The organism is Streptomyces sp. NPDC054866 (assembly GCF_053610745.1).
Genome location: NZ_JBSGZA010000007.1, coordinates 204537 through 224571, shown reverse-complemented (window position 1 = coordinate 224571; position 20035 = coordinate 204537). Strand labels below are relative to the sequence as shown.

The 20035-nt window shown below is 69.5% G+C and carries 21 protein-coding genes and 2 pseudogenes; 8 read left to right on the top strand and 15 right to left on the bottom strand.

The window, feature by feature from the left end:
• Positions 1 to 34: 34 nt before the first annotated feature.
• Positions 35 to 763 (bottom strand): GAF and ANTAR domain-containing protein, encoded by a 729-nt coding sequence (locus tag ACWGI2_RS32050; RefSeq protein ID WP_453699171.1) that lies wholly within the window; start codon positions 761 to 763, stop codon positions 35 to 37.
• The gene (locus ACWGI2_RS32045; RefSeq protein WP_453699169.1) at positions 760 to 1503 is read right to left on the bottom strand and encodes a GAF domain-containing protein; all 744 of its coding nucleotides are present in this window, start codon (positions 1501 to 1503) and stop codon (positions 760 to 762) included. Before ACWGI2_RS32045 ends, ACWGI2_RS32050 begins: the two co-directional genes overlap by 4 nt.
• A gap of 314 nt (positions 1504 to 1817) precedes the next feature.
• On the opposite strand from ACWGI2_RS32045, the gene ACWGI2_RS32040 reads away from it, so the two are divergent.
• On the top strand, positions 1818 to 2630 hold the full coding sequence (locus ACWGI2_RS32040) for a GAF and ANTAR domain-containing protein (protein ID WP_453699168.1): 813 nt from the start codon (positions 1818 to 1820) through the stop codon (positions 2628 to 2630).
• A gap of 98 nt (positions 2631 to 2728) precedes the next feature.
• Here ACWGI2_RS32040 and ACWGI2_RS32035 read toward each other — a convergent pair whose 3' ends face one another.
• Together ACWGI2_RS32035 and ACWGI2_RS32030 are read right to left on the bottom strand one after the other, a co-directional pair.
• Complete coding sequence (locus tag ACWGI2_RS32035; protein ID WP_453699167.1) at positions 2729 to 3715, bottom strand: anti-sigma factor RsbA family regulatory protein; 987 nt, start codon at positions 3713 to 3715, stop codon at positions 2729 to 2731.
• A complete protein-coding gene (locus tag ACWGI2_RS32030) occupies positions 3708 to 4061 on the bottom strand; it encodes an STAS domain-containing protein (protein ID WP_453699165.1) in 354 nt (117 codons plus the stop codon). The genes ACWGI2_RS32035 and ACWGI2_RS32030 overlap by 8 nt, the downstream gene beginning before the upstream one ends.
• 255 nt (positions 4062 to 4316) lie before the next feature.
• Here ACWGI2_RS32030 and ACWGI2_RS32025 point away from each other — a divergent pair, with 255 nt between their 5' ends.
• Together ACWGI2_RS32025 and ACWGI2_RS32020 are read left to right on the top strand one after the other, a co-directional pair.
• Positions 4317 to 4589, top strand: coding sequence for a hypothetical protein (locus ACWGI2_RS32025; protein ID WP_453699163.1), 273 nt, complete (start codon positions 4317 to 4319; stop codon positions 4587 to 4589).
• Positions 4579 to 5166, top strand: coding sequence for a hypothetical protein (locus tag ACWGI2_RS32020; RefSeq protein ID WP_453699162.1), 588 nt, complete (start codon positions 4579 to 4581; stop codon positions 5164 to 5166). Before ACWGI2_RS32025 ends, ACWGI2_RS32020 begins: the two co-directional genes overlap by 11 nt.
• Positions 5167 to 5419: 253 nt before the next feature.
• On the opposite strand, the gene ACWGI2_RS32015 is transcribed toward ACWGI2_RS32020, so the two are convergent.
• Positions 5420 to 6634 carry an amidohydrolase family protein gene (locus ACWGI2_RS32015; protein WP_453699160.1) on the bottom strand — a complete coding sequence of 405 codons (1215 nt, stop codon included), beginning with the start codon at positions 6632 to 6634 and terminating at the stop codon, positions 5420 to 5422.
• 103 nt (positions 6635 to 6737) lie between these two features.
• Between ACWGI2_RS32015 and ACWGI2_RS32010 the strand changes: the two genes are divergently transcribed.
• The gene (locus tag ACWGI2_RS32010; protein ID WP_453699159.1) at positions 6738 to 7205 is read left to right on the top strand and encodes a MarR family winged helix-turn-helix transcriptional regulator; all 468 of its coding nucleotides are present in this window, start codon (positions 6738 to 6740) and stop codon (positions 7203 to 7205) included.
• Here the strand turns inward: ACWGI2_RS32010 and ACWGI2_RS32005 are convergent.
• The 7 genes and pseudogenes from ACWGI2_RS32005 to ACWGI2_RS31975 all read right to left on the bottom strand — a co-directional run bounded on the left by ACWGI2_RS32005 (position 7096) and on the right by ACWGI2_RS31975 (position 13811).
• Positions 7096 to 7691: pseudogene (locus ACWGI2_RS32005) on the bottom strand (SDR family NAD(P)-dependent oxidoreductase). The gene ACWGI2_RS32010 and the pseudogene ACWGI2_RS32005 sit on opposite strands and share 110 nt — an antisense overlap.
• The gene (locus ACWGI2_RS32000; RefSeq protein WP_453699157.1) at positions 7688 to 8659 is read right to left on the bottom strand and encodes a fumarylacetoacetate hydrolase family protein; all 972 of its coding nucleotides are present in this window, start codon (positions 8657 to 8659) and stop codon (positions 7688 to 7690) included. The pseudogene ACWGI2_RS32005 and the gene ACWGI2_RS32000 overlap by 4 nt, the downstream one beginning before the upstream one ends.
• A gap of 40 nt (positions 8660 to 8699) precedes the next feature.
• Positions 8700 to 9638, bottom strand: a complete 939-nt coding sequence (locus tag ACWGI2_RS31995; RefSeq protein WP_453699156.1) for a VOC family protein — start codon at positions 9636 to 9638, stop codon at positions 8700 to 8702.
• A 3-nt stretch (positions 9639 to 9641) separates the two neighbouring features.
• Positions 9642 to 10643, bottom strand: coding sequence for an amidohydrolase family protein (locus tag ACWGI2_RS31990; protein ID WP_453699154.1), 1002 nt, complete (start codon positions 10641 to 10643; stop codon positions 9642 to 9644).
• A complete protein-coding gene (locus ACWGI2_RS31985) occupies positions 10640 to 11776 on the bottom strand; it encodes an FAD-dependent oxidoreductase (RefSeq protein WP_453699152.1) in 1137 nt (378 codons plus the stop codon). Before ACWGI2_RS31985 ends, ACWGI2_RS31990 begins: the two co-directional genes overlap by 4 nt.
• A gap of 56 nt (positions 11777 to 11832) precedes the next feature.
• On the bottom strand, positions 11833 to 12798 hold the full coding sequence (locus tag ACWGI2_RS31980) for a cyclase family protein (protein ID WP_453699450.1): 966 nt from the start codon (positions 12796 to 12798) through the stop codon (positions 11833 to 11835).
• Positions 12799 to 12809: 11 nt separating this feature from the next.
• The gene (locus tag ACWGI2_RS31975; RefSeq protein WP_453699150.1) at positions 12810 to 13811 is read right to left on the bottom strand and encodes a fumarylacetoacetate hydrolase family protein; all 1002 of its coding nucleotides are present in this window, start codon (positions 13809 to 13811) and stop codon (positions 12810 to 12812) included.
• Between the two features lie 147 nt (positions 13812 to 13958).
• Between ACWGI2_RS31975 and ACWGI2_RS31970 the strand changes: the two genes are divergently transcribed.
• Positions 13959 to 14885 carry a LysR family transcriptional regulator gene (locus ACWGI2_RS31970; RefSeq protein ID WP_453699149.1) on the top strand — a complete coding sequence of 309 codons (927 nt, stop codon included), beginning with the start codon at positions 13959 to 13961 and terminating at the stop codon, positions 14883 to 14885.
• Between the two features lie 275 nt (positions 14886 to 15160).
• Here ACWGI2_RS31970 and ACWGI2_RS31965 read toward each other — a convergent pair whose 3' ends face one another.
• Positions 15161 to 15886: an alpha/beta fold hydrolase gene (locus ACWGI2_RS31965; RefSeq protein WP_453699147.1), complete on the bottom strand. Its 726-nt coding sequence runs from the start codon at positions 15884 to 15886 to the stop codon at positions 15161 to 15163.
• Between the two features lie 91 nt (positions 15887 to 15977).
• On the opposite strand from ACWGI2_RS31965, the gene ACWGI2_RS31960 reads away from it, so the two are divergent.
• Entirely contained in the window at positions 15978 to 16613 is a 636-nt protein-coding gene (locus ACWGI2_RS31960) for a TetR/AcrR family transcriptional regulator (protein ID WP_453699145.1), read from the top strand.
• Between the two features lie 94 nt (positions 16614 to 16707).
• On the opposite strand, the pseudogene ACWGI2_RS31955 reads toward ACWGI2_RS31960, so the two are convergent.
• Positions 16708 to 16788 (bottom strand): annotated as a pseudogene (locus ACWGI2_RS31955) (hypothetical protein); the annotation flags it as partial.
• Positions 16789 to 16943: 155 nt separating this feature from the next.
• Positions 16944 to 17192 (bottom strand): AsnC family protein, encoded by a 249-nt coding sequence (locus tag ACWGI2_RS31950; protein ID WP_453699143.1) that lies wholly within the window; start codon positions 17190 to 17192, stop codon positions 16944 to 16946.
• A 213-nt stretch (positions 17193 to 17405) separates the two neighbouring features.
• Here ACWGI2_RS31950 and ACWGI2_RS31945 point away from each other — a divergent pair, with 213 nt between their 5' ends.
• Positions 17406 to 19397, top strand: a complete 1992-nt coding sequence (locus tag ACWGI2_RS31945; RefSeq protein ID WP_453699141.1) for an FHA domain-containing protein — start codon at positions 17406 to 17408, stop codon at positions 19395 to 19397.
• Between the two features lie 28 nt (positions 19398 to 19425).
• Positions 19426 to 20025, top strand: a complete 600-nt coding sequence (locus tag ACWGI2_RS31940; protein ID WP_453699139.1) for a DoxX family protein — start codon at positions 19426 to 19428, stop codon at positions 20023 to 20025.
• Positions 20026 to 20035: the final 10 nt, after the last annotated feature.

Genomic DNA, 20035 nt, shown 5'->3' with positions numbered 1-20035 from the left:
GGGTCTGGGGCGGGTTCCTGGCCGGGGTGCGCGGTCAGGGGCGTTGTATGGCAGAGGAGTCGATGGAGCCGTCGATGAGTTGCTTGCAGAGTCCGGCCAGGGTCTGCCGGTGAGAGCGGGCGTGTTGGCGCAGGGCGTCAAATGCCTCGTCGAGAGTGGATTGCCAGCGTTCGGCGAGGATGCCCTTGGCCTGCTCGATGACGATGCGGCTGGAGAGGGCGGCCCGCAGTTGGGCGCGCTCGATGTTGCCGTGCACGACGGTGCGGTGCTGCAGGATGGCGATGGTCGCCACGTCGGCCAGCGCTTGCGCCACCCGCGCGTCACCGTCGCTGAGTTTCTGTTCACGGGAGTCGAAGAGGTTCATCGCGCCCACGACCTGCTGGCGCAAGCGCATCGGCAGAGCGTGGGTGGTGACGAACCCGGCCTGGCGGGCACGCTCGGCGAAGAGCGGGAACGCGGCGGTCTCCGCGGGGGACTTCAGGTTGATGTTGAGGTGCGTGTCGCCGCTGCGGTGGCACTCGACGCAGGGTCCCTGGTCGGTCTGGAGGGCGAAAAGTTCCAGCAGCCTGGTGTGCTCGTCCGATGCGGCGATCAGCTGCAGACCCCCCTTGGGGTCGGCGAGCATGACGCCCACGGCGGAGACGTCGAGCAGCTCGTTGCAGCGGTCGCACAACGCGTGCAGGAAGTCGATCAGGTCGAAGTCGTCGACGAGGGTGTCCACAGCTTCGACCATGGCTGCCAGCAGGTGTTCTTCGCGGTTCATGGCCCTTCAGTCCCTTCACCGGCAGGAATGTCCGGCCCGTTTTCATCATCGTGGAAGGCCAGTCGCCTGGCTACCACGTCCTTGGCTACCTCGAGCACGGGCCTCCCGTGCCGGTATGCGTGGGCGCGCAGCAGGAGCAGGGCCTGGGCGAGCGTGACCTCGGCCTGGACACTGACCATGCCACTGGCTTGGTGGACGGCGGCTCGGTAGAAGTCCGCGGAGTCGTCGGCGGTGGCGAATGCCTCTTGTTGCGGGCTGGTCTCCAGCAAGATGGGGATCAAGGCGTTGGCCACCAGCCAGGCGTCGGTCATCCCGGCGTCCGGGAGTGGGCCCGGTGCCCTGCGTTGCAGTGTCATCGTGCCCAGGCAGGCGGACCCGACGGTTAGCGGAAAGCAGAAGATCGCGCCGATGTCCAGCGCCGTGGCCTCGGGCAGCAGCGCGGGCCATCGATCAGCAGGCAGACGTGACAGGTCCGCCACCAGGACGGGTTTGCACGACGCTGCGGCCTCGAGTGCAGGCCCTTGCCCCAGGGTGAACTGCAGGTCCTCCAGCCACGCGCTGGTGCCTGCCGTGGACCACAGCAGTTCGCTCAGATCGCTGTCGGTGGTCGCTGAGACGGCGATGCCATCCACGCGCAGAGCCTGGGCGCACAGCTTCGGGTCGGCGCCGACCAGGCTCGCATCACCGGGGGAGGGCTGCAGGCTTTGCAGCACGTAAACCAGGTCACTGTCCGTGCCCACCGCTCTCACCTCCCGTTACAGCTACCTCAGGAAGGACCCCCGCGGGCGCAGAGGAAAGGCACTGAAGACGCCCTCCCCAGTCTACGGAGTTTTCTGCGGCGCAGAGCTCATCTCGCCGTCTGGCGTCGAGAAGGGCGAGGCTTCCGGCTGCCCTCGCAGACTCCCACCCCGGCTGAAGTGGGCCGCCGGATGTCTGCGGAGCCTGGTAGGTGCGGGGTGAGGCGTAGTGTGGACGTACAGGCTGCCCGCAGGCGACTGCGCTCGCCCACCACATACCTGACATTGGCTTCCGATCGGGGCAGCATCGGCGGTGAATGCCGGAGTTCGGACGCCACGATGAAGCCGCACCGCACGGTCGCTCGCCTGCCCGCTTCCGCCCCGAGTTCACGATGACGGGCGCCCGGGCGCAAGCCGTGGCCCTCGCCGCCTACTACACCGGCCAGACCCAACCCGGACTGCGCATCGGCGAGGCCTGCCGCACGGCCCTGCACAGCGCGTACTCCGTGGGACTCACCCTGGCCGCCGACGCCGCCCTGGCCCAACGCGTGTCGCTGTGCGCCGCCGGCCCGCTGGCCCCCAAGGGCGAGGAACTGCAGATCAGCCTCGGAGAAGGCCCCTGCGTACAAGCCCTCAGCCAGCGCGCCCCGGTCCTGGTCGCCGACATCGAGGACTCCGCCGCCACGCGGCACTGGCCCGTCTACGCCCAGCAGGCCAAGGCGCACCACATCCGCGCCGCCTTCGCCCTGCCCGTCCTCAACGGCACCGACCCGGCCCGGCAGGCCGGCCTCATCCTCACCCTCTACCGCCACACCCCCGGCCCCATCTCCGACACCGACCTGCAAACCGCACAGGACCACGCCGACGCCGCCGACCTCCTGCTCCTCGCCGCACCCGTATCAACCGAAGACGACCTCATCCACGCCTGGCTCCTGCCCGCGGACGCCGTCGTCCACCACGCCATCGGCATGATCAGCTACCGCCACTCCCTCACCACCGGCCAAGCCCTCGCCCTGCTGCGCGCCCACGCCCACAGCCAGGCAACACCCCTGACCGACCTCGCCCGCGCCATCGTCGACGACCACCTCACACTCCATGACCCGCCGCCCTCCGATGCCGCGGACAGCTGACAGAGCGCCAAATCGCGAGTACGAACGCGTACGTCGCTCCTTCGGCCGGCGCAAGGCAATGGCTGCGTGTCGTCGCGGAAGTCAGCAAGGCAGGCGGGTCACTTCGGTTGATGGTCCTCCGGCAGTGAGCGGGCGTGGCGGCTCATCCGGATACGGATCGTGGTGCCTTGACCGGTTGCCCTCATGTCGGCGGAGTCACTGAGCTGGCGGATGATCCACAGGCCGCGGCCGTCCAGGTGGGCGGTGTTCGGCGGCAGGTAACCGGCGAGAGCAGTGTTCAAGTTCCCTTTGGGGTCGTTGACTTCGCAGAGGACTTCGTTGGCGGTGGTCCAGATCCTGCAGCGGCCGGCGCCTCCTCCGTGGCGTATCGCGTTGGCCGCGGCCTCGTCGACGCAGACCAGCAGGCTGTCGATGCGGTCCGCCGCGAGCCCGGCCTGGCCGGCCAGGCGGGAGGTGAACTCCCGCATCTCGGCCATCTGTTGGGGCCCGTTGAACTGGAACTCCGGGCTCCCGGCAGGCGGGGCCGGCAGCGGCACCGTGTCACAGGCGGCGCTGAATTGCTCTGGGGCGACGTGCACCGGGTTGGTGCTGCGCTCGCCTTCCGTCATCAAGCCGGGGTGGGTGAGTTGCGCGGTGTGCAGGACCGACTCCGGGAGGCTGCGGGTGTCGTAGGGGCACAGGTGCCAGGCACCGGTGGAGGCCAACGCAAGGGTGAGCAATGCCTCGTAGCGGCTCCACTCCCGTACCTGCTCGCGCGACAGTCCCTCCCACGGCGTCTCGCCCAACACCCGCGAGCGGCCCAGCACGCTGCGTGCCTGGTCGTGGTAGGCGAGGAGCACCTGCGCAGGAGTCCGGTACCAGTGGGCCGGGGCGAAGGCGATCTCGTCGGCCCTCTTGCCCAGGTTGCGACGCAGCAGATCGGTGTTGTGTCGGCTGGTGGCGATGAAGACCGGCTCCCCTGCCGTCAGACCGTCGCGGGCAAAGGGGAGCGCGGAGGCAAGGAATTGTTCGTCGCCGCCGTAGAACAGCAGATGGTGCGCGTGGGGTGCCGGGCCGGCCCGGGACGGCGCGCGCGGCTCACTCATCGGAGATCTCCTCCAGGACAGTCAACGGGAGTTCCGGTCGGTCCCAGCCGCAGGCCGCGATGATCTCGAAAACCACCGGGCTCTTGGTGTGCAGGACCAGTCGGCGGCCCGGCTCCAACATCGAGGCGAAGGCGGCCAGCGCGTGCAGCGAGGCAAAGTTCAGGAACGTCACCCGGGTCAGGTCCACCGTCACGTCGGCGGGGTCGGTGGGGGGCCCGTTCACGGAGAGCAGGTGCCCCATGAAAGCGGCCTGGTTGGTCAGATCGACCTCACCGGCCAGCCGCAGCCCCGGGGGAGAATGGGTACGCCAGATGCGCAGCCGCGCATCTGCATAGTCAGCGGACACGAGGGACCTCTTCCCTGGCCAACGCAGGGCGCTCCGCCAGGCGGCCCGGCCGCTGCTGATGATCACCGGGTCGTGGAATCGGCCGTGTCGTGGGCCTGTCGGCCGGTCGCATGGGGCCGGGGGAATGTCCGTTGGCGGCATAACGCCTCCCCTCAACGGGGCCGCCGAATGCCGTCGTCAGACTCGCGCTCACGCCGGTGGTGGCATCCACGGATACCCTTCGACAGTACGCCCGTCGGCTGCCGCAAAGCGGACATGGGCACGGGCAGTTGGAGCGCGGACGTCACCGTGCTGCTGATCGCGGTGGCCGCGTTCACCACCCCGCTGGTGGCCCGCCGCACCGACACCTCCAGTGCGTCCTTGCACCACGGCTGGCCGTCCAGGCAGGCCACCCTCACGGAGCCGTGGCCGCCTCAACCCGGGCTGCTTGACCCCGGCTATGGAGATGCCCCGCGCCTGGTGAGGTACGGGGCTGGTGGGCGGGCGGTCACCGGAGGGGCGGCAAAGCCTTCGCTGCGTGATCGATGACGTTGCCGTTGGAGCAGTTGTTCGTGTGGTCAGAGACGTCATCGCCCAGGACCGGCACGACTGCCACCTCTTGCAGGCAGACAGCGGCATCGGTGAAGCCATCGAAATCTTCGTTGAGACCACCGTGCCGCGTGCGGCTGGGCGTATGCGCAGGGAGTGGTCGGTGACGTGGCGGCTCCTTGCGGACAATTCGCTGGTATGCCTTCTTCCGCCGCTGGTCTTCGCGCTCGGCGCCTGCTATCGGTCTGAGCTGCCACTCGCCGAGACGCTCTGGCACATGGGGCAGGTCGTCGTCCTGTTCGTGATCTACACCCTCCTCGGCTGGCAATTCGGCGTTCTGGAATGGGTTCTGCTGTGGCAGGCGGTCGTGCTGTTTCTCAATCTCGTGTCCAAGCCCGGGCACTATCTCTGGTGCAAGACGCCGTGCATGATTGTGGGCACCATGGCGGAGCTGGCCGCCGCCTGGCAGATTGTCCGTCCCCTCGACACGACGGCCGTGTTGTGGATCGCGGTGATTTCACCTTCTTCACTCTGGCGCTGGGTGCAAGGACGATCCGCATCTGGTTCGCCATGCTGACGGCTGTCATCCCCGTACTTCTGCACTTCGTGCTCTTCGCCCCTACCAGCGCCCCGCCCTGGCGGATCGCTGCGTGCGACATTGCCGTCGCCACGATGTGCTGGACCTGTGGAGTGCGCGCGCTCGCCCCTGCGTCATGCCACCGCGGACCGCTTCACCTACCAGTTGTTCATCGCGGCTTACGCGACTGCCCTGCTCGCAGGGCCCATCCTGTGGTTTTGACGACAGCGAGGGTGGTGCCGGGTGGGTGCGGTCATGCCGCCAGGCGGGTGCCGCGGCGCCAGATGGCACGGGTGTTGAGGGTGTCACTGATGTTGCTGATCGGGTCGCCGTCAACCAGCAGAAGGTCGGCGCGGAGCCCCTCGGCGATGCGGCCACGGTCGCTGAGGCGGAAGCGGCGGGCTGTGGTCGCTGTGGCGGCGCGCAGGGCCCGTGCGGGCGTGAGGCCGGCTGCCACGAGGTACTGCAGTTCGTGGTGCAGGCTCGCTCCGTGCGCCAGACCACCGAAGAACGTCTCGGGCATGGAGACGTCGGTGCCCGCCAGCACGTCGACGCCGGCGGCGTCCAGGGCGCGCACGGTGTCGTACACGTCGTCGAGCTTGCCCTGCGGGTAGCGGTTGTAGCTGGAGCGCAGGGTCTGGTCCCACTTGCTGTCGAGGCGTGCGGCGACCCGGGGGTCGTCGGCGAGTTCGCCGCCGGTGATCCCCATCATCGAGGCGTTGAGGGTGACGCAGGGAATGACGAACATGCCCGCGTCCTTGATGAGGGCGATGATTTCGGCGGTGTGCGGCTGGTCCATGAACACGTGGGTGACGCCGTCGACGCCGGCTTCGGCGGCCGTTCTGGTGGCCTCGACGGTCAGAGCGTGGGCCACGGTGAGGGCGCCGTACTTCTTGGCTTCGGCCACACCGGCGGTCACGGTGGCCTGGTCGAGCGCGGGCAGTCCAGGGTGTCCCTCCACGCTGCCGTCATCGATCATGAACTTGATGAAGTCGGAGCCCCGGGCGAGGAGTTGGGGCACGAAGGCGGCCGCTTCCTCGGGAGTGGTGGAGAACGGCATCAGGGGCATCACCGGGGGCAGATCCCACTTCGGCCGGAACCCTTCGGGCATCAGCTCGCTCGGATGCCCACCGGGCGGAGTGATGGCGAAGCCGGAAGAGCGCACGTCGGCCAGGGTGTCGTCGTCGGTGATGGGCCCCCGGTTCTCCCGTGTGTTCATCCCCTGCATCTCCAGCTCGGTCGTCACCCCGAACCGCAGGGCGAGCGCCAGGGAACCCGGGGCGGAGTGAACATGGGCGTCGATGAGTCCCGGCAGCAGTGTGGCGCCGCTGCCTTCGACGATCTCGCTGTCCTGAGGAGCGTCGCCACCGATGCGGGCGATCCTCCCGTCGTCGATGACCACGGTCCGTACGCCGACCGTCTTCTCCCCGTCGAAGACCTGCGCGTTGGTGATCGCGGTGAGCGCCATGGCAGTCCGCCTCATTTCCTCGCTCGTTCAAAATTTACATACCCGATGCTATGTACTTAGCCAGTGGTATGCAAATGTGTGGACCGGGCCTAGACTCGGTCGCATGAGCAGCGCGTCTTCCTCCGAGCAGTCTTCCGACGACCTGGCGCTGGACCAGATCGGTCCGGCGCTGTCACGTCTGCGACGACGCGCACCGGCATCGAGCAAGGACCTCTCCCGCAACCTCGTACTCAATGTGATCGCCGATGCGCCGGGCGAGACGACCGTCGGTGGCCTCGCTGCCGAGATGGGCGTCGCCCAGCCGGTGGCCAGCCGGACCGTCGCCGTCTGCATCGAGGAGGGGCTGCTGCGCCGGGCGGCGTCCCAGTCCGACGGACGCCGCACCGTGCTCGAACTCACCGAGCACGGCGAGGCCGAACGCAACCGCTTCGCCGCTGAACAGCGCAAAGCGTTCCAGGAGATCACCGCGGCCTGGTCGCAGGAGGAGCGAATCCAGTTCGCACACCTCTTGGCTCGATACGGAGCTGACGCCACCGCATGGTCCAGGAATCATGCCACCCGCCGCGACTGAACGAGCGGCGCCTCGACTTGGCGCCGCCATGGGCCGTGTACCCGCCGTCCACGGGGATCTTGGCGCCGGTGATGAACCACCATCCACCCCGGCTTCATCGAGACGAAGGCTGGCCGTGTACGCGATCGGGTAGTGCGCGGTCAGTGCGGCGGACGAGCCGATGTTGACGATCGAGGCGCCGGGCGGCATCAACGGGGCGAGATGCTGGATGCCGAGGAGCGGGCCGGTGACGTAGACGGCGTGGACGCGGGTGAAGTCTTCGGGGTGTACCTCGCCGAGCCGGGCACGCCAGGTGATGCCCGCGTTGTTGACCAGGCCGTGGACCTCCCCGTACGACTCCTGTAGTTCTTTGGCGAGTTGGGACCACTGTGCCGCGTCGGTGACGTCGAGGGGGCGGATGCCGAGGGCCTCGGCCTCGGCGGCGCCCTGCCCGCGGGCGGCGCCGGTGGCGACGACCACCTTGCCCAGCAGGCGTTTTGGATTCATGGACGCTCCCGGTCGCGGCGGCGGCCCGCCGGGAGCACGACCGGGTCCGCACCGGCGACGACGGTGTTGGAGAGCGTCCCGATGCCCTCGACGGTGAGGGTGACGGTGTCGCCGGGCTGGAGCGGCGGCAAGGTCTGTTCGCCCCGCAGGCCCCACAGCTCGGCGAGGCAGCCGCCGTTGCCGCAGGTTCCTGAGCCCAGGACGTCGCCGGGCACGACACGGGTGCCGCGCGACGCGTAGGCGGCCATCTCCTCGAAGGTCCAGCTCATGTTGGACAGCAGGTCTTCGCCGATCACTTGGCCGTTGACCTCGGCGGTGAGGGCGAGGCGCAGGAAGCCGTCGCCGTCGCGGTACGGGTCGAGTTCGTCGGCGGTGACCAGGTAGGGGCCGAGAGTGGTGGCGGTGTCCTTGCCCTTGCACGGGCCCAGGCCCACCTTCATCTCGGCGGACTGGAGGTCGCGGGCCGACCAGTCGTTGAAGATGGTGTAGCCGATGATGTGGTCGCGGGCCTGGTCAGGAGTGAGGTCGCTGCCCTCGCGGCCGATGACGGCGGCGACTTCGAGTTCGTAGTCGAGCCGGGCCGAACCGGGCGGCATCGGGATGTCGTCGCCCGGTCCGTAGATCGCGTGCGGGTTGGTGAAGTAGAAGGTGGGCGCCGCGTACCACTGTTCGGGGACGCCGCCGACGCCGTCCACCGAACGGCGCACGCCCTCGACGTGCTCCTCGAAGGTGACGAAGTCCCGTACGGAGGACGGCTGGAGCGGAGGCAGCAGCCGCACCTGCGAGACGTGCGGGCCGGGCGGCATGTCGAGCGCGGCGGCACCGGTATCAAGGAGGGCGGCCAGGCCGCCGCCGGAACGGATCAACTCGGTCAGCGACGCGGCGCCCGGCAGCGGGTAGAGAGTGCCGTCCTCCTCGACGACGGCTACGCGGGTACGGTGCTGGTGGTCGTAGGTGGCGAATCGCATAGGGTCTCCTGGCGCGAACAGGGGCCGGGGGTGGGGGAGATCAGACCGGCGGGGCGATGAACACGCCGCGGTCGGGGTCGTTGAACGACTCCTTGGCGACGAGCTCGTTCATCGCGTTGGCCGTGCCCCACTGGTCGGTGACCTCGGGCTGCGAGAAGTCGTAGACGTGCGGGTGCCAGGTGTCCTCGTCCAGGAGCTCCAACTCCGTGGTGTACTCGACCGTGTTGCCGTGCGGGTCGAGGAAGTACGTGAAGGTGTTGTCGCCCGCCATGTGCCGGCCCGGGCCCCAGATCTTCCGGAATCCGGCGCGCATGACACGGCCGGAGCCGCGCATGTACTCGTCGAGGCCTCGCATCTCGAAGGAGACGTGGTGCAGGGCGGTGTGCGGGCCCTGCGCGACGGCCATGGAGTGGTGCTGGTTGCTGATCCGCATGAAGTGCATGACCTCGCCCATGTGCGGCGAGCTGAGCGTGTCGGAGAGGGCGAAGCCGAGGTGGCGCTCGTACCACTCCCGAGTGCGGTTCAGGTCGGGGGAGTTGAGGACGACGTGGGAGAGCTTGACCGGGATGGCCTCTTTCTCCTCGATCTTGCGGTGCTGCCTCACCTCGACCTCGGCGGAGACCTCGATGGTGCGCCCGTCGACGTCGAAGAAGCGGAAGCCGTAGCCGCCGCCCGGGGTGTCGACGGTGCCGGGTTGCGAGATCAACTGCACGCCGTCCGTGAGGAGTTGCTCAGCCAAAGTGTCCACGTCCGCCGCGGAAGCCGCTCCGTAGGAGACGAGGTCGAGCCGCTTCTCTTCGGCCTTGCGCAGGCGTACGACGTACTGCTCGGGGGAGCCCTCGGCGGCGAGGAAGGAGATGCCGGAGTCCTCGGCGACCTGGGTCAGGCCCCAGACGCCCGAGTAGAAGTCGAGCTGCTTGTCGTAGTCGGGCACGGCCAGGTCGACGTGCCGCAGGTGGGTCAGCAGGCGGTTGCTCATGAGTCAGTCCTTCCGGAGGAGTGCGGCCGCGTTGCCGCCGCGCACCGCGTCGAAGTCGGCGTCGGGCAGGCGAGCGGCGCGCAGCGCGCCGAGCGGGTCCTCGGTGCCCATGTCGAAGGGGAAGTCGGAGCCCAGCAGTACTCGGTCCGCCCCGGCCACGCGCACCAACTCCCGCAGCACGTGCGGGTCGTGGACGAGCGAGTCGAAGTAGAGGCGCTTGAGGTAGCTGCTGGGCAGGTGGGCGCAACCGGACCCGGCGTCGGAGCGGGTCGTCCAGGCGTGGTCGGAGCGGCCGATGTGAGTGGGGAGGTAGCCGCCGCCGTGCGCCGCGATGATCTTCAGGCCGGGGTGGCGGTCCAGGACGCCGGAGAAGATCAGGTGGGAGAGGGCGACGGCGTTCTCGGTGGGCTGTCCCACGGTGTTGGACAGGTACCACTGGTCGAGGCGTTCGTCGAGCGTGCAGCCGAAGGGGTGCAGGAACACGATCGCGCCGGTCTCCTGCGCCCGGGCCCAGAACGGTTCGTAGGCCGGGTCGGACAGTTCACGCCCCGGGGCGTGGCTGGAGATCTCCACTCCGGACAGGCCCTGTTCGAGCGCGTGGTCGAGGGCGCGCACCGCCTGGCCCGGGTGCTGCAGAGGTACGAGTCCGAGCCCGCGCAGTCGGTCCGGCGCGGCCGAACAGTGCGCCGCAGTCGCCTCGTTGGCGAGCCGGTACACCTTCTCGGCCGTCTCCTCGTCCGTCCAGTAGTGGTAGTGCGAGGGGGAGGGGCTGACCACCTGGACGTCCACGCCCTGGGCGTCCATCGCGGCGAGCCGGACCGCAGGATCGGTGAGGCGGGGGATGCGTGCGCCGATCATCGGGCCGTTGGCCTTCAGCGCGTCCGGTCCGTTGCGCCGGGCGTCCAGGGCCTTCGCGTCGGCAAGGCCCGGTAGGCCCTCCACCAGCGCCTCGATCTCTGGGAGCAGGACGTGGGCGTGCACGTCGACGGTGGGCGGGATCGTCACGGCAGCTCCCGCAGTGCGGTCATGGTGCGGCCCATCAAGCCGGGCACGTCGGCGTCGCGTACTCCGTCGAGCTGCCACCGGCCGATCTGGACGGAGGCCTCCACGACGGGACGTACGCGGGCGACGCGTCGCTCGTAGTACGCCTGGAGGAGCGCGTCGTCCCAGATATCGGTGGCGGTCAGCATCTGGGTGAGCACCCAGGCGTCCTCCATCGACAGGGCGGCGCCCTGGGCGAGGGTGGGCGGGCAGCAGTGGGCCGCGTCACCGACGAGGACCACGCGCCCGCGGTGCCAGGAGCCCTCGACCAACATCCGGTCGAACCAGGTGTAGTTGACCTGGGACGCGTCGGTGATGTGCGCGGTGATCTCGGGCCAGTGGCCGCCGTAGTGCTGTGCCAGGAAGCGCATTTCGTCCGCGTACGAGGCGGGCGGTATGGAGGCCCGGTCACGCTTGGCCTCGACGACGAACGCGTAGAGCGTGCTCTCGCTGGTCGGGCAGTAACCGGCGATGTAGGCGGGACCACCGTAGGCGAGGTCGGCGCGGGTCATGCCGGCCGGACGGGGCGCCGCGACGCGCCAGATGGCCATGCCGGTGGGTTCGGGCCGGTCCGTGATGCCGATGGCCGCGCGGGTGGCGGAGCCGAGACCGTCGGCGGCGATCACCAGGTCGTAGCGGGACGTGGTGCCGTCGGTGAAGCGGACGGTGACGCCGGTCCCGTCGACGGACTGGTCCAGCGACGTGGCTCGGACGCCCAGCCGTACGGTGGCGCCGCTCGCGCGGACCGCGTCGATCAGAATGCTCTGGAGCTGCGGGCGCTGCATGCCGACGGTGGCGGGCAGGTCGTCGCCGCCCGTGCGCAGATCCTCGGCGACGTGCAGCACGGTGCCGTCGGGGGCGGTGATGCCGACCGCGCCGAATCCGAACCCGGACTTCTCCACCTGTTCCCACACACCCAGTTCGCGCAGGACGCGCAGGGCGTTGCCCTGGAGGGTGATGCCGGATCCCGCGGTGGCGTTCCAGTCGTCCTTCGCCTCGATCAGGTCGACCGCGATCCCGGCGCGGCGCAGCAGGATCGTCGCGGTGTTGCCGGCCGCGCCGCCGCCGATGACGAGGACCGCAGGGGGTGTGCTCATGGGGGAACTCCTTCGTTCCGCTGGTGTCGTGTGGTGCCGTCTCATGGCGTGGCGGACTACTTGACGGCGACCGGGTTGACCGGGGAGCCGACTGCGCCGGTGATGGGCAGGGGAGCGGCGGTGAGCCAGAACTCGTACACGCCGTCCGTCGCGCAGTCGGCGGCCAGCGACTCCAGGTCCCACATCTCGCCGATGAGCAGGCCCATGTTGGGGATGACGACTTGGTGCAGGGGTTGGAAGGCGTGCTCGAACTCGTTCGGGCGGACCTCGAAGCCCCAGGTGTCGGTGGCGATCGCGGCGATCTCGTTACGGTGCAGCCAGCCCGCGGTGGTGAACGAGAGGCCGGGAGCCGGGCCTCCGGCGTACTCGCCCCACCCCTCGCGCCGTGCCCGTGCGAGCTGTCCGGTGCGTACGAGCACGATGTCGCCCCGGCCGACGCTCACGCCGTGAGCCTGGGCGGTGGCGGTCAGGTGCTGCTCGGTGATGGCGAAACCGTCGGGCAGTTCACCGTCCTCGCCGCCCTCGCCGATCACGAGGCCCACGTCGAGCAGGACGCCGCGCCCGGCGACGTGCGGGGCCATGTGCTCGATGCCGGTGACGAGGTCGCCCTCGGAGGTCACGACCTGGTCCGCGGCTCGCCCGTTCCAGGCCTTGCCGTGGTCGAAGATGTGGCCGAGGCCGTCCCACTGCGTGGAGCACTGGAGCGGCATGGCTATCACGTCGTCGGCGCCGCCGAGTCCGTGCGGGAATCCCTGCCTGCCGAGCGCCGCGTCGGTGCCGGTGTCCAGCATGGTGTGCACCGGGTTGGTGCGGCGCCGCCAGCCCTTTTGCGGGCCGTCCATGTCGAAGCGCTGCGACAGCGAGAAACTGACGCCTCGTCGTACGAGTGCCGCGCCTTCCCGGCGCTTGGCCTCGTCGAGGAAGTTCAGGGTGCCGATGCGGTCGTCCTCACCCCAACGTCCCCAGTTCGAGTACGCCTTGGCGGCCTCGACGATCGCTCCCTCGGGGTCGTGCCGGTCCAGGGACGGGGTGGTCACGATGCAACCTCCGCCGTACAGCGGGTGCGCTGCGCGCCGAGTCCGGTGATCGAGGCGTCCATGACGTCGCCGTCGCGCAGCAGTCGCCCCCAGTGCATGCCGTTCCCGGCCGGGGAGCCGGTCAACACCAGGTCACCGGGCAGGAGTTGGGCGGACTGTGAGGCGTAGGACACCATGCGGGCCACGTTGAAGATCATGTCCTTGGTGGACTCGTCCTGCACGGTCTCGCCGTTCAGCTTCAGCACCAGCCGCAGGTCGTCGGGGTCGGTGATCGACTCGGTGGGCACGATCCACGGGCCGAGCGGGGTGAAGCCGGGGGCGTTCTTGCTGCGCAGCCAGTCCGTGCCGATCTGCGGCATGTCCCGGCGAAAGACGGTGGCGCGGTCGGTGAGGTCGTTGGCGATCGTGTACCCGGCGACGTACTCCAGCGCCTCCCCGACGGTGACGCGGTGCGCCGGGCGGCTGATCACGGCCACCAACTCCAGCTCCCAGTCCGGCTTTTCGGCCCAGCCCGGCAGTACGACATCGTCGTACGGGCCGGTGATCGCGCTCGGCAGCCCGATGAACACGTAGGGCAGGTCCTCCACGGCCCGCCGGTCCATGATCTCCGCCGCCTCGGCACGCCGCTCGTCCTCGGGCCGGTCGTCCCCCGGAGCCTTGTGGGCGACGTGCAGATCGATGACGTGCTGCCGGTAGTTGGCGCCGGACTGGAACACCTGGCGCGGCTCGACCGGCGCGTGCACCTGGAACTCCGCCAGCGGCCTGTGCCGCGCGGAACCGTCACCGGCCAGGGACCGCAACCGCGGTAGCACCGTCGGCCAGTTCTCCAGGAGACGGCGGACGGTCAGCCGCTCGTCGCCGAGGGCTTCGCGCAGATCGACGACGCGCTCATCGGGCGTGAGCAGGGCGGGGAACGCCGGGCCGTCCGGGGCCGAGAGCGTCGCGAGGGCGAAGGGGCCGGCGAACGGCGCGGATGCGGGAGCGGGATTCACTGACATGTCCTCCTGATTGCGGTGGGACTAATCTGGACCCGCTACCGGGGATCAGGGAAATAGATTGTGTGGATGGCAGTCATCTGCCAGACAGATTTCTCCTGGTCAGCGCCGCACGACGCCGCACGGCGCCGTAGAAGCAAGGGAAAGTCCGTGAATCTGGCCCGTCTGGACCTCAACCTCGTCGTAGCCCTGCGCGCCCTGCTCGAGGAGCGCAACGTCACCCGCGCCGGGCAGCGCGTCGGGCTCAGCCAGCCCGCCATGAGCGCCGCGCTGTCCCGGTTGCGCCGCCACTTCGACGACGACCTGCTCGCCCGTGTCGGCGGCCACTACGAACTCACCGCGCTCGGCCAGGTCCTGCTCGACCGCACCTCGACCGCGTACGACGTCCTCGAACGGCTCTTCTCCAGCCAGGCCGATTTCGACCCGGCCGCGGAGAGCCGCGAGTTCAAGCTGGTGGCCTCCGACTACGCCGTCTCCGTCTTCGGCACCGCACTCGCCCGCGTCGTGCACGAGGAGGCCCCCGGCATCCGGCTGCGCTTCGCGCAGACCCCGCCCACCGTGGTCGACGACACCGCCACCCTGCTCAGCGCCGTCGACGGACTGCTCATGCCGCACGGCGTCATCAGCGACTTCCCCGCCACCGACCTCTACGAGGACCGGTGGGTCTTCGTGGTCGCCGACGACCACCCCAGCGTCACGGGCGTCACGGACGGGCTCACCCTTCAGGACCTGGCGGACCTGCCGTGGGTCACCTACCAGCGGACCTACGACGCACCGGCCGTGCGGCAGCTCGGGATGCTCGGCGTGGAGCCGCGCGTGGAAGTGTCGGTCGACAGCTTCCAGCTGCTGCCGCTGCTGGTGGTCGGCACCCGGCGCATCGCCATGGTCCAGGCCCGGCTCGCCCGGCTGCTGGCGCCGATCGCCCCGGTGCGGGTCGTGGAACCTCCCTACGAGGCGGTTCCCTTGCAAGAGGCCCTGTGGTGGCATCCGGTGCACACGCACGACGCCGCCCACATCTGGCTGCGGGAGACGGCGGCGCGGGTCGGGGCGACGCTGTCTTCACCGCACGGGGTGTGACGCGGGCGCCTGACGGCGACGTTGGCCGGACGTTGGCCGGACGTAGGACGGACGTCTCCGAGAACCGGCGCGCGGCTGGCGGGCGCGGTGCCGATCATCGCCGTCGACAAATCGATGACCGCAAGCTGCGCACCGCCCGCGAGCTGGGGCGACCCGTACCGTCCATGCGCGCGTGAGCAGCCCGGTCGACGACCCGGTCGAGGCGATCCGTGAGGCGCCAGGGCCGCGGCGTTCACTCATCCTGATGGCACGGCGGCTGCCACCTCGCTCCGGGGTCAGCCGAGCTTGAGCAGCAATTCCGCGAGTTGGGCCGGCTCGGTGATCATGCAGTCGTGGCCGGTCTCCAACTCCCATACCAGGGACGGGGTTCCGTTGGGCTGCGTCGCGGGGACGGGCTTCCGGGCGAAGCCCTCGGGCAGACCGACGGTGCAGTGAATGTGCGCCTGCGGGATCGCGTTCATGGCGGGGTTGTCGAGGCGGACGCTCTGCTGGAGGCAGCGCACCGGTTGATCGGACAGCATCGTGCGCAGCCAGGCGAGGTCCGCCGGGTCGGTGACTCCGAACAGGCCCGCGGGGGGTGGCATCTCCGGAGGCGGCGGGATCCGCCAGCCGCTCTCGGACGCCAGGGCGCGGTCGATCAACTGCTGTGTCACCGGGAGCACATCGGTAGCGCTCTCGCCGTCCGCGGGGAACATGGCGTCGAGATACACCAGACCCGCGATGCGGTCCGGGAGCCGGTTGGCCACGCCCGAGACGACGAGCCCCGCATAGCTGTGGCCCACAAGGACGGCATCAGTGAGGTTCTCCGCGGTGATCACCTTGGCGATGTCGTCGATGTGTGTGTCGAGTCCGATCTCGGGACCGGCCAGCTGCGCCGTATCGCCGTAGCCGGTCAGCGTCGGCGTGACCACCCGGTGTCCGCCCGCGGCGAGTAGCGGAGCCACCCGCTCCCAGCATTCCCCACTGTGCCAAGCGCCGTGCACCAACAGATATGTCGCCATCGTTCGCCCACCCTCACTGAAACGGGACACTGTCCCACTTACGATATGGGACACTGTCCCGGTTAACAAGTTCACTGATGGAGGAGGCGTGGTGAACGACAACAACCGTCGGGGGGCGGGCGCGGGCGCGGGTTCGGGCCCGGTCGTCGTCCGGGCCAAGCGGGCTGACGCACGACGCAACGAGGAGGCGCTCCTCGACGCGGCCGCCACCGTCTTCGTCACGTCGGGAGTGGAGGCGCCGATCCGCGACATCGCGGCAGAGGCCGGCGTCGGGACGGCGACAATCTACCGCCACTTCCCCACCCGCGCGGATCTGATCGTCGCCGTCTACCGGCACCAGGTCGAGGCGCTCGCGCAGGCCGGTCCCGCGCTGCTCGCGGACAGCGCGACCGCATACGCCGCGCTGGAGCGCTGGATCGACCTCTTCGTCGACTTCGTGGTCACCAAGCAGGGACTCGCCGCCGTACTGCAGTCCGACGACCCCTGCTTCGATCCGCTGCACGACTACTTCGTCGAGCGGCTGGTGCCGGTGTGCACCGAACTGCTCGCCGCCGCGAGCGAATCGGGCGAGATCCGCTCCGGCCAGGACGCCCAGGAACTCATGCGAGGCATCGGTGGGCTTTGCGCGAGCGCGGGCACCCACGACCGAAGCGCGGGCACCCACCACCGATACGACGCGCGCCACATGGTCGCGCTGCTCGTCGCGGGGTTGCGCACCATCCGGTGACGCGACTTCCGGGGACCGTGTGCGGCCCGGTCGGGTTGGGTACGCGCTGGAGCCGCCGTCGGGCGGTGTGTTCGCTCATGCCCGTCGCGGCGCCCAAGTCGGTGTAGCCGAGGCGTCCGTCGCGGCCGAGGGCATCCAGGAGGGCCTGGTCCTCGGGCGGCGGCCCGTGGTGCATGTGTGCGCCGTACGCGCTCGGGCCTGAGGTGCGCGGAGCGGAGAGTTCCGCGTGGCCGGAGGGCTCCATGACCCGCATCCGCCAGTCGCCGCCTTCGCTGTACAGCGTGATGCCGAGGCGCGTACGCGTGGACGTACGGCCCTGCAGACCGCCTATCAGGCCGTGGACCGAGCGGCCGAGGGCGGGCAGGTCGGCCAGGGCGGCGCCGACGGATTCCACGGCCCGGGGGCCGGTTCGATGTGGGCGACGGTCGCCGACTTCGCGGAGTCGTACACGCTGATCCAGGCCAGGCCGTTGGCGCGCAGCCGTTCCCAGCGGTGGGCCGCCGTAGTCGCGTCCACGCCGAGTGCCCGGCCGATCCGGGACCACGGTGCCCGGGGAGCGGCCTGGAGCGCGTAGCGCACCGTGCACTGTCCGCATCTGCCCGAAGCCGTCCGGAGCTGATGAAACCGTTGGCCGCAATGTCACCGCGGCCAGGGACGGTTTTCAGGCAATCGAAATGTCCACTGAACGCACGACTGCACCCCGCCGTATGAACTCAGTGACACACCGCGGCCTCGATTCGGTCGCCCCCGCCGCGCGTCCTGGCACGTCGAGTGAAGGGAATCCGAGGACCCATGCCTCCTGAGATTGTCAGCCATCAAGGCGCCTTGACCGGAGAGCGGTTCGGCATCGGCACGAAGCCCCTGACGTTCGGCCGCAAGCCGGCCAACGACGTGGTGATCCGCGACGCGAGCATCTCGCGGTTCCATGCCGAGGTACGCCGTGAGGGGCACGGCTTCATGCTGTACGACCTGGGAAGCAGCAACGGCACGTACGTCAACGGAGAACGCGCGACCTCTCACGTGCTCCAGCCCGGCGACCTGATCACCATCGGCGAGGAGACATTCCGCTTCGAGGCGGCGGATCCGATGGAGACCATCATGGACCTCTCCGTGCTGCAGGCGCTCACACCTCCTCCCGTCGAGCAGCCGGTGCCGGTGCTCAAGGTCACGGTGTCGGGCGGCGGCCCCGTAGGGCTGGCCTTCGCCCTGCTGCTCGAATCCCTTCTCGGCCCCCGGGTCGCCATCACGGTCTACGACGGTCGCTGGACCCGGACCGGAGGCAGAGTCGTCTGGAAAGACGCGAAGCAGGGCAACGTCCGGCGGCAGCAGGTCGTCACGGTCCAGAGCCGCCAGTATCTGGGCCTGCCCCAGGAGGTACAGGCGAGGCTGTTCAGGGACGGCGCGTACAGCGAGATGTGGCCGGCGGGCCCGGACTCCATCGACGGTCACAACCCCCGGAACATTCGCATCGCCTACGTCGAGGACACCCTCCTTGAGATGGCCAACGAGAAGCCGGACCGCATCCGCCTGATACCGGAGCGGTTCGACGCGGTCCAGCACGAGAAGACCGCGGCCGCGGACCACGTGCTCGCCATCTGCGAGGGAGGCCGCTCCCGGACGCGTGAGCACTTCGCCGAGAAGTTCGGCCAGGCCGACAAGTCCATCTACTCCCTGGAAGGCGCGCATCTCCAGGACGTGGTGCTCGGCCTGAAGGTGAAGTCGCGGCTCCCGGACCCGATGTCCGTGCTGCTGACCGTGGCGCAGAACCGCTTCCTCCTCAACTCCCTGCGCGGTGAGGGCTTCCTCAACATGCGGCTGACCGACGAGGAGGCGAAGGAGGTCGTGGGCATCGACCCCGTACGGCAGGTGTTCGAGGAGTGCATCGCCTCACGCCCGTGCGTGATGAACCGGAGCGAGGACGGCGACTTCTGCTGCGACACCCACAGCACCCTCTTCCTGCCCGCCCTGATCAAGGGGTCGGCGCTGTGGAAGCGGGTCAAGGAGGGCCTGGCGCTGTTCGACGTGCCCGAGTCGGACCTGACTGCCGTCACCGCGTTCCGGCTCGACATGGTGCAGCGGCCGCGGTTCACCGCACGGCTGCATCCCAGGACGGCCGCAGGACCCGGCACGTACGGATTCCTGCTCGGGGACGCCGCCAACGCCATCCACTTCTGGCCGGGGCGCGGCCTCAACAGCGGCTGGGGCTCGGTCATCTCGCTCGCCCGGTCGCTCAGCGGCACCTGGCGGGGGCGGCCGTTCCGCGACGCGGACTTCGTCCGCCATGAGGCGGCCATGTCGATGCTCCAGTACCGGCACAAGAGCCGCGCCTGGAACTCCATGATCACCACGGATGAGCACGGGGTGACCCGGGCCATCAAGGACAAGATCCAGCAGAGCGTCTCGGAGTCCATGGAGCAGGGCCGGAACCTGGACCTGGGCCGCGAGTCCGACCTTGAATCACTCATGAAGCAACTCCGCACGATCCGCGGCCGCTTGGCGCCCCGGGTCCCCGGTATGCCGGACGACGCGACGCTCCTGAAGCACCTGGACACGCTGGACAGCCGGACCCTGTACACCTTGGTCCGCAGCGGTGCGTGGGACACGCAGATCGTCGGCGGCGAGGAGGTCGACATCGACATCTTCTATCCCGCGGAGCGATTGGACTCGCCTGCCGGGCGGTTGGACTCGTCTCCGGCGAGGTTGTCCTCGCCGCCGGAGGGATTGGACTCGTCTGCGGGGCGTTTGGACCTGTCGTACGACGGTCTCGCGCGAAACGCTGTCTGAGTTGCCGTATCGGGGGAAGCCGGGGGGCATGGCTGTTCTCAGGAAATTCGCACGCCCCTTGCTCGCCTCCGTCTTCGTGTCGGGAGGCCTCAGTACCCTCCGTGACCCCAAGCGCGTGGCTTCCGCCGCGGAGCCCGTCGCGGTTCCGCTGGGTTCCCGGATTCCCCTCCTCACGGAGGATCCCGAACGCCTGGTCCGCGTCAACGGTGCGGTGCAGGTGGGGGCCGGGGTGATGCTTGCCACCGGGCGGGTTCCGCGCTTCGCCGCGCTCGCGCTGGCCGGTTCCCTTGTGCCGACGACCCTGGCAGGCCACGCCTGGTGGAAGGAGGAGGACCCGGACCGCCGAGCCGCGCAGCGCACCCAGTTCATCAAGAATCTCTCGCTGTTCGGCGGCCTGCTCATCGCGGCGGCCGACACGCACGGCAAGCCGTCCCTGGCCTACCGCGGCCGCACCACCGCCACCCGCGGACGTGCCGCCGCCAAGTCCGGTGCCACTCGCGGTCGTTCCGCCGTGAAGTCCGGCGCTCACCGCGGTCGTAGTGCCGCGAAGTCCGGCGGCCGGGCAGCCCGCCTTGCGGGGCGTGACGCAGCGGGCGCACTGAGCAAAGCGGCAGGGTCGGTCCGGTAGCTGCGGGTCT

Bases quoted from the DNA above. Each gene is read 5' to 3' on its own strand.
- ACWGI2_RS31975 (WP_453699150.1), bottom strand. From the start codon at position 13,811: ATGTCAGTGAATCCCGCTCCCGCATCCGCGCCGTTCGCCGGCCCCTTC.
- ACWGI2_RS31995 (WP_453699156.1), bottom strand. From the start codon at position 9,638: ATGAGCAACCGCCTGCTGACCCACCTGCGGCACGTCGACCTGGCCGTG.
- ACWGI2_RS32000 (WP_453699157.1), bottom strand. From the start codon at position 8,659: ATGCGATTCGCCACCTACGACCACCAGCACCGTACCCGCGTAGCCGTC.
- ACWGI2_RS31945 (WP_453699141.1), top strand. From the start codon at position 17,406: ATGCCTCCTGAGATTGTCAGCCATCAAGGCGCCTTGACCGGAGAGCGG.
- ACWGI2_RS31985 (WP_453699152.1), bottom strand. From the start codon at position 11,776: ATGAGCACACCCCCTGCGGTCCTCGTCATCGGCGGCGGCGCGGCCGGC.
- ACWGI2_RS32035 (WP_453699167.1), bottom strand. From the start codon at position 3,715: ATGAGTGAGCCGCGCGCGCCGTCCCGGGCCGGCCCGGCACCCCACGCG.
- ACWGI2_RS32050 (WP_453699171.1), bottom strand. From the start codon at position 763: ATGAACCGCGAAGAACACCTGCTGGCAGCCATGGTCGAAGCTGTGGAC.
- ACWGI2_RS32015 (WP_453699160.1), bottom strand. From the start codon at position 6,634: ATGGCGCTCACCGCGATCACCAACGCGCAGGTCTTCGACGGGGAGAAG.
- ACWGI2_RS32010 (WP_453699159.1), top strand. From the start codon at position 6,738: ATGAGCAGCGCGTCTTCCTCCGAGCAGTCTTCCGACGACCTGGCGCTG.
- ACWGI2_RS31940 (WP_453699139.1), top strand. From the start codon at position 19,426: ATGGCTGTTCTCAGGAAATTCGCACGCCCCTTGCTCGCCTCCGTCTTC.
- ACWGI2_RS32040 (WP_453699168.1), top strand. From the start codon at position 1,818: ATGCCGGAGTTCGGACGCCACGATGAAGCCGCACCGCACGGTCGCTCG.
- ACWGI2_RS31965 (WP_453699147.1), bottom strand. From the start codon at position 15,886: ATGGCGACATATCTGTTGGTGCACGGCGCTTGGCACAGTGGGGAATGC.
- ACWGI2_RS32025 (WP_453699163.1), top strand. From the start codon at position 4,317: ATGGGCACGGGCAGTTGGAGCGCGGACGTCACCGTGCTGCTGATCGCG.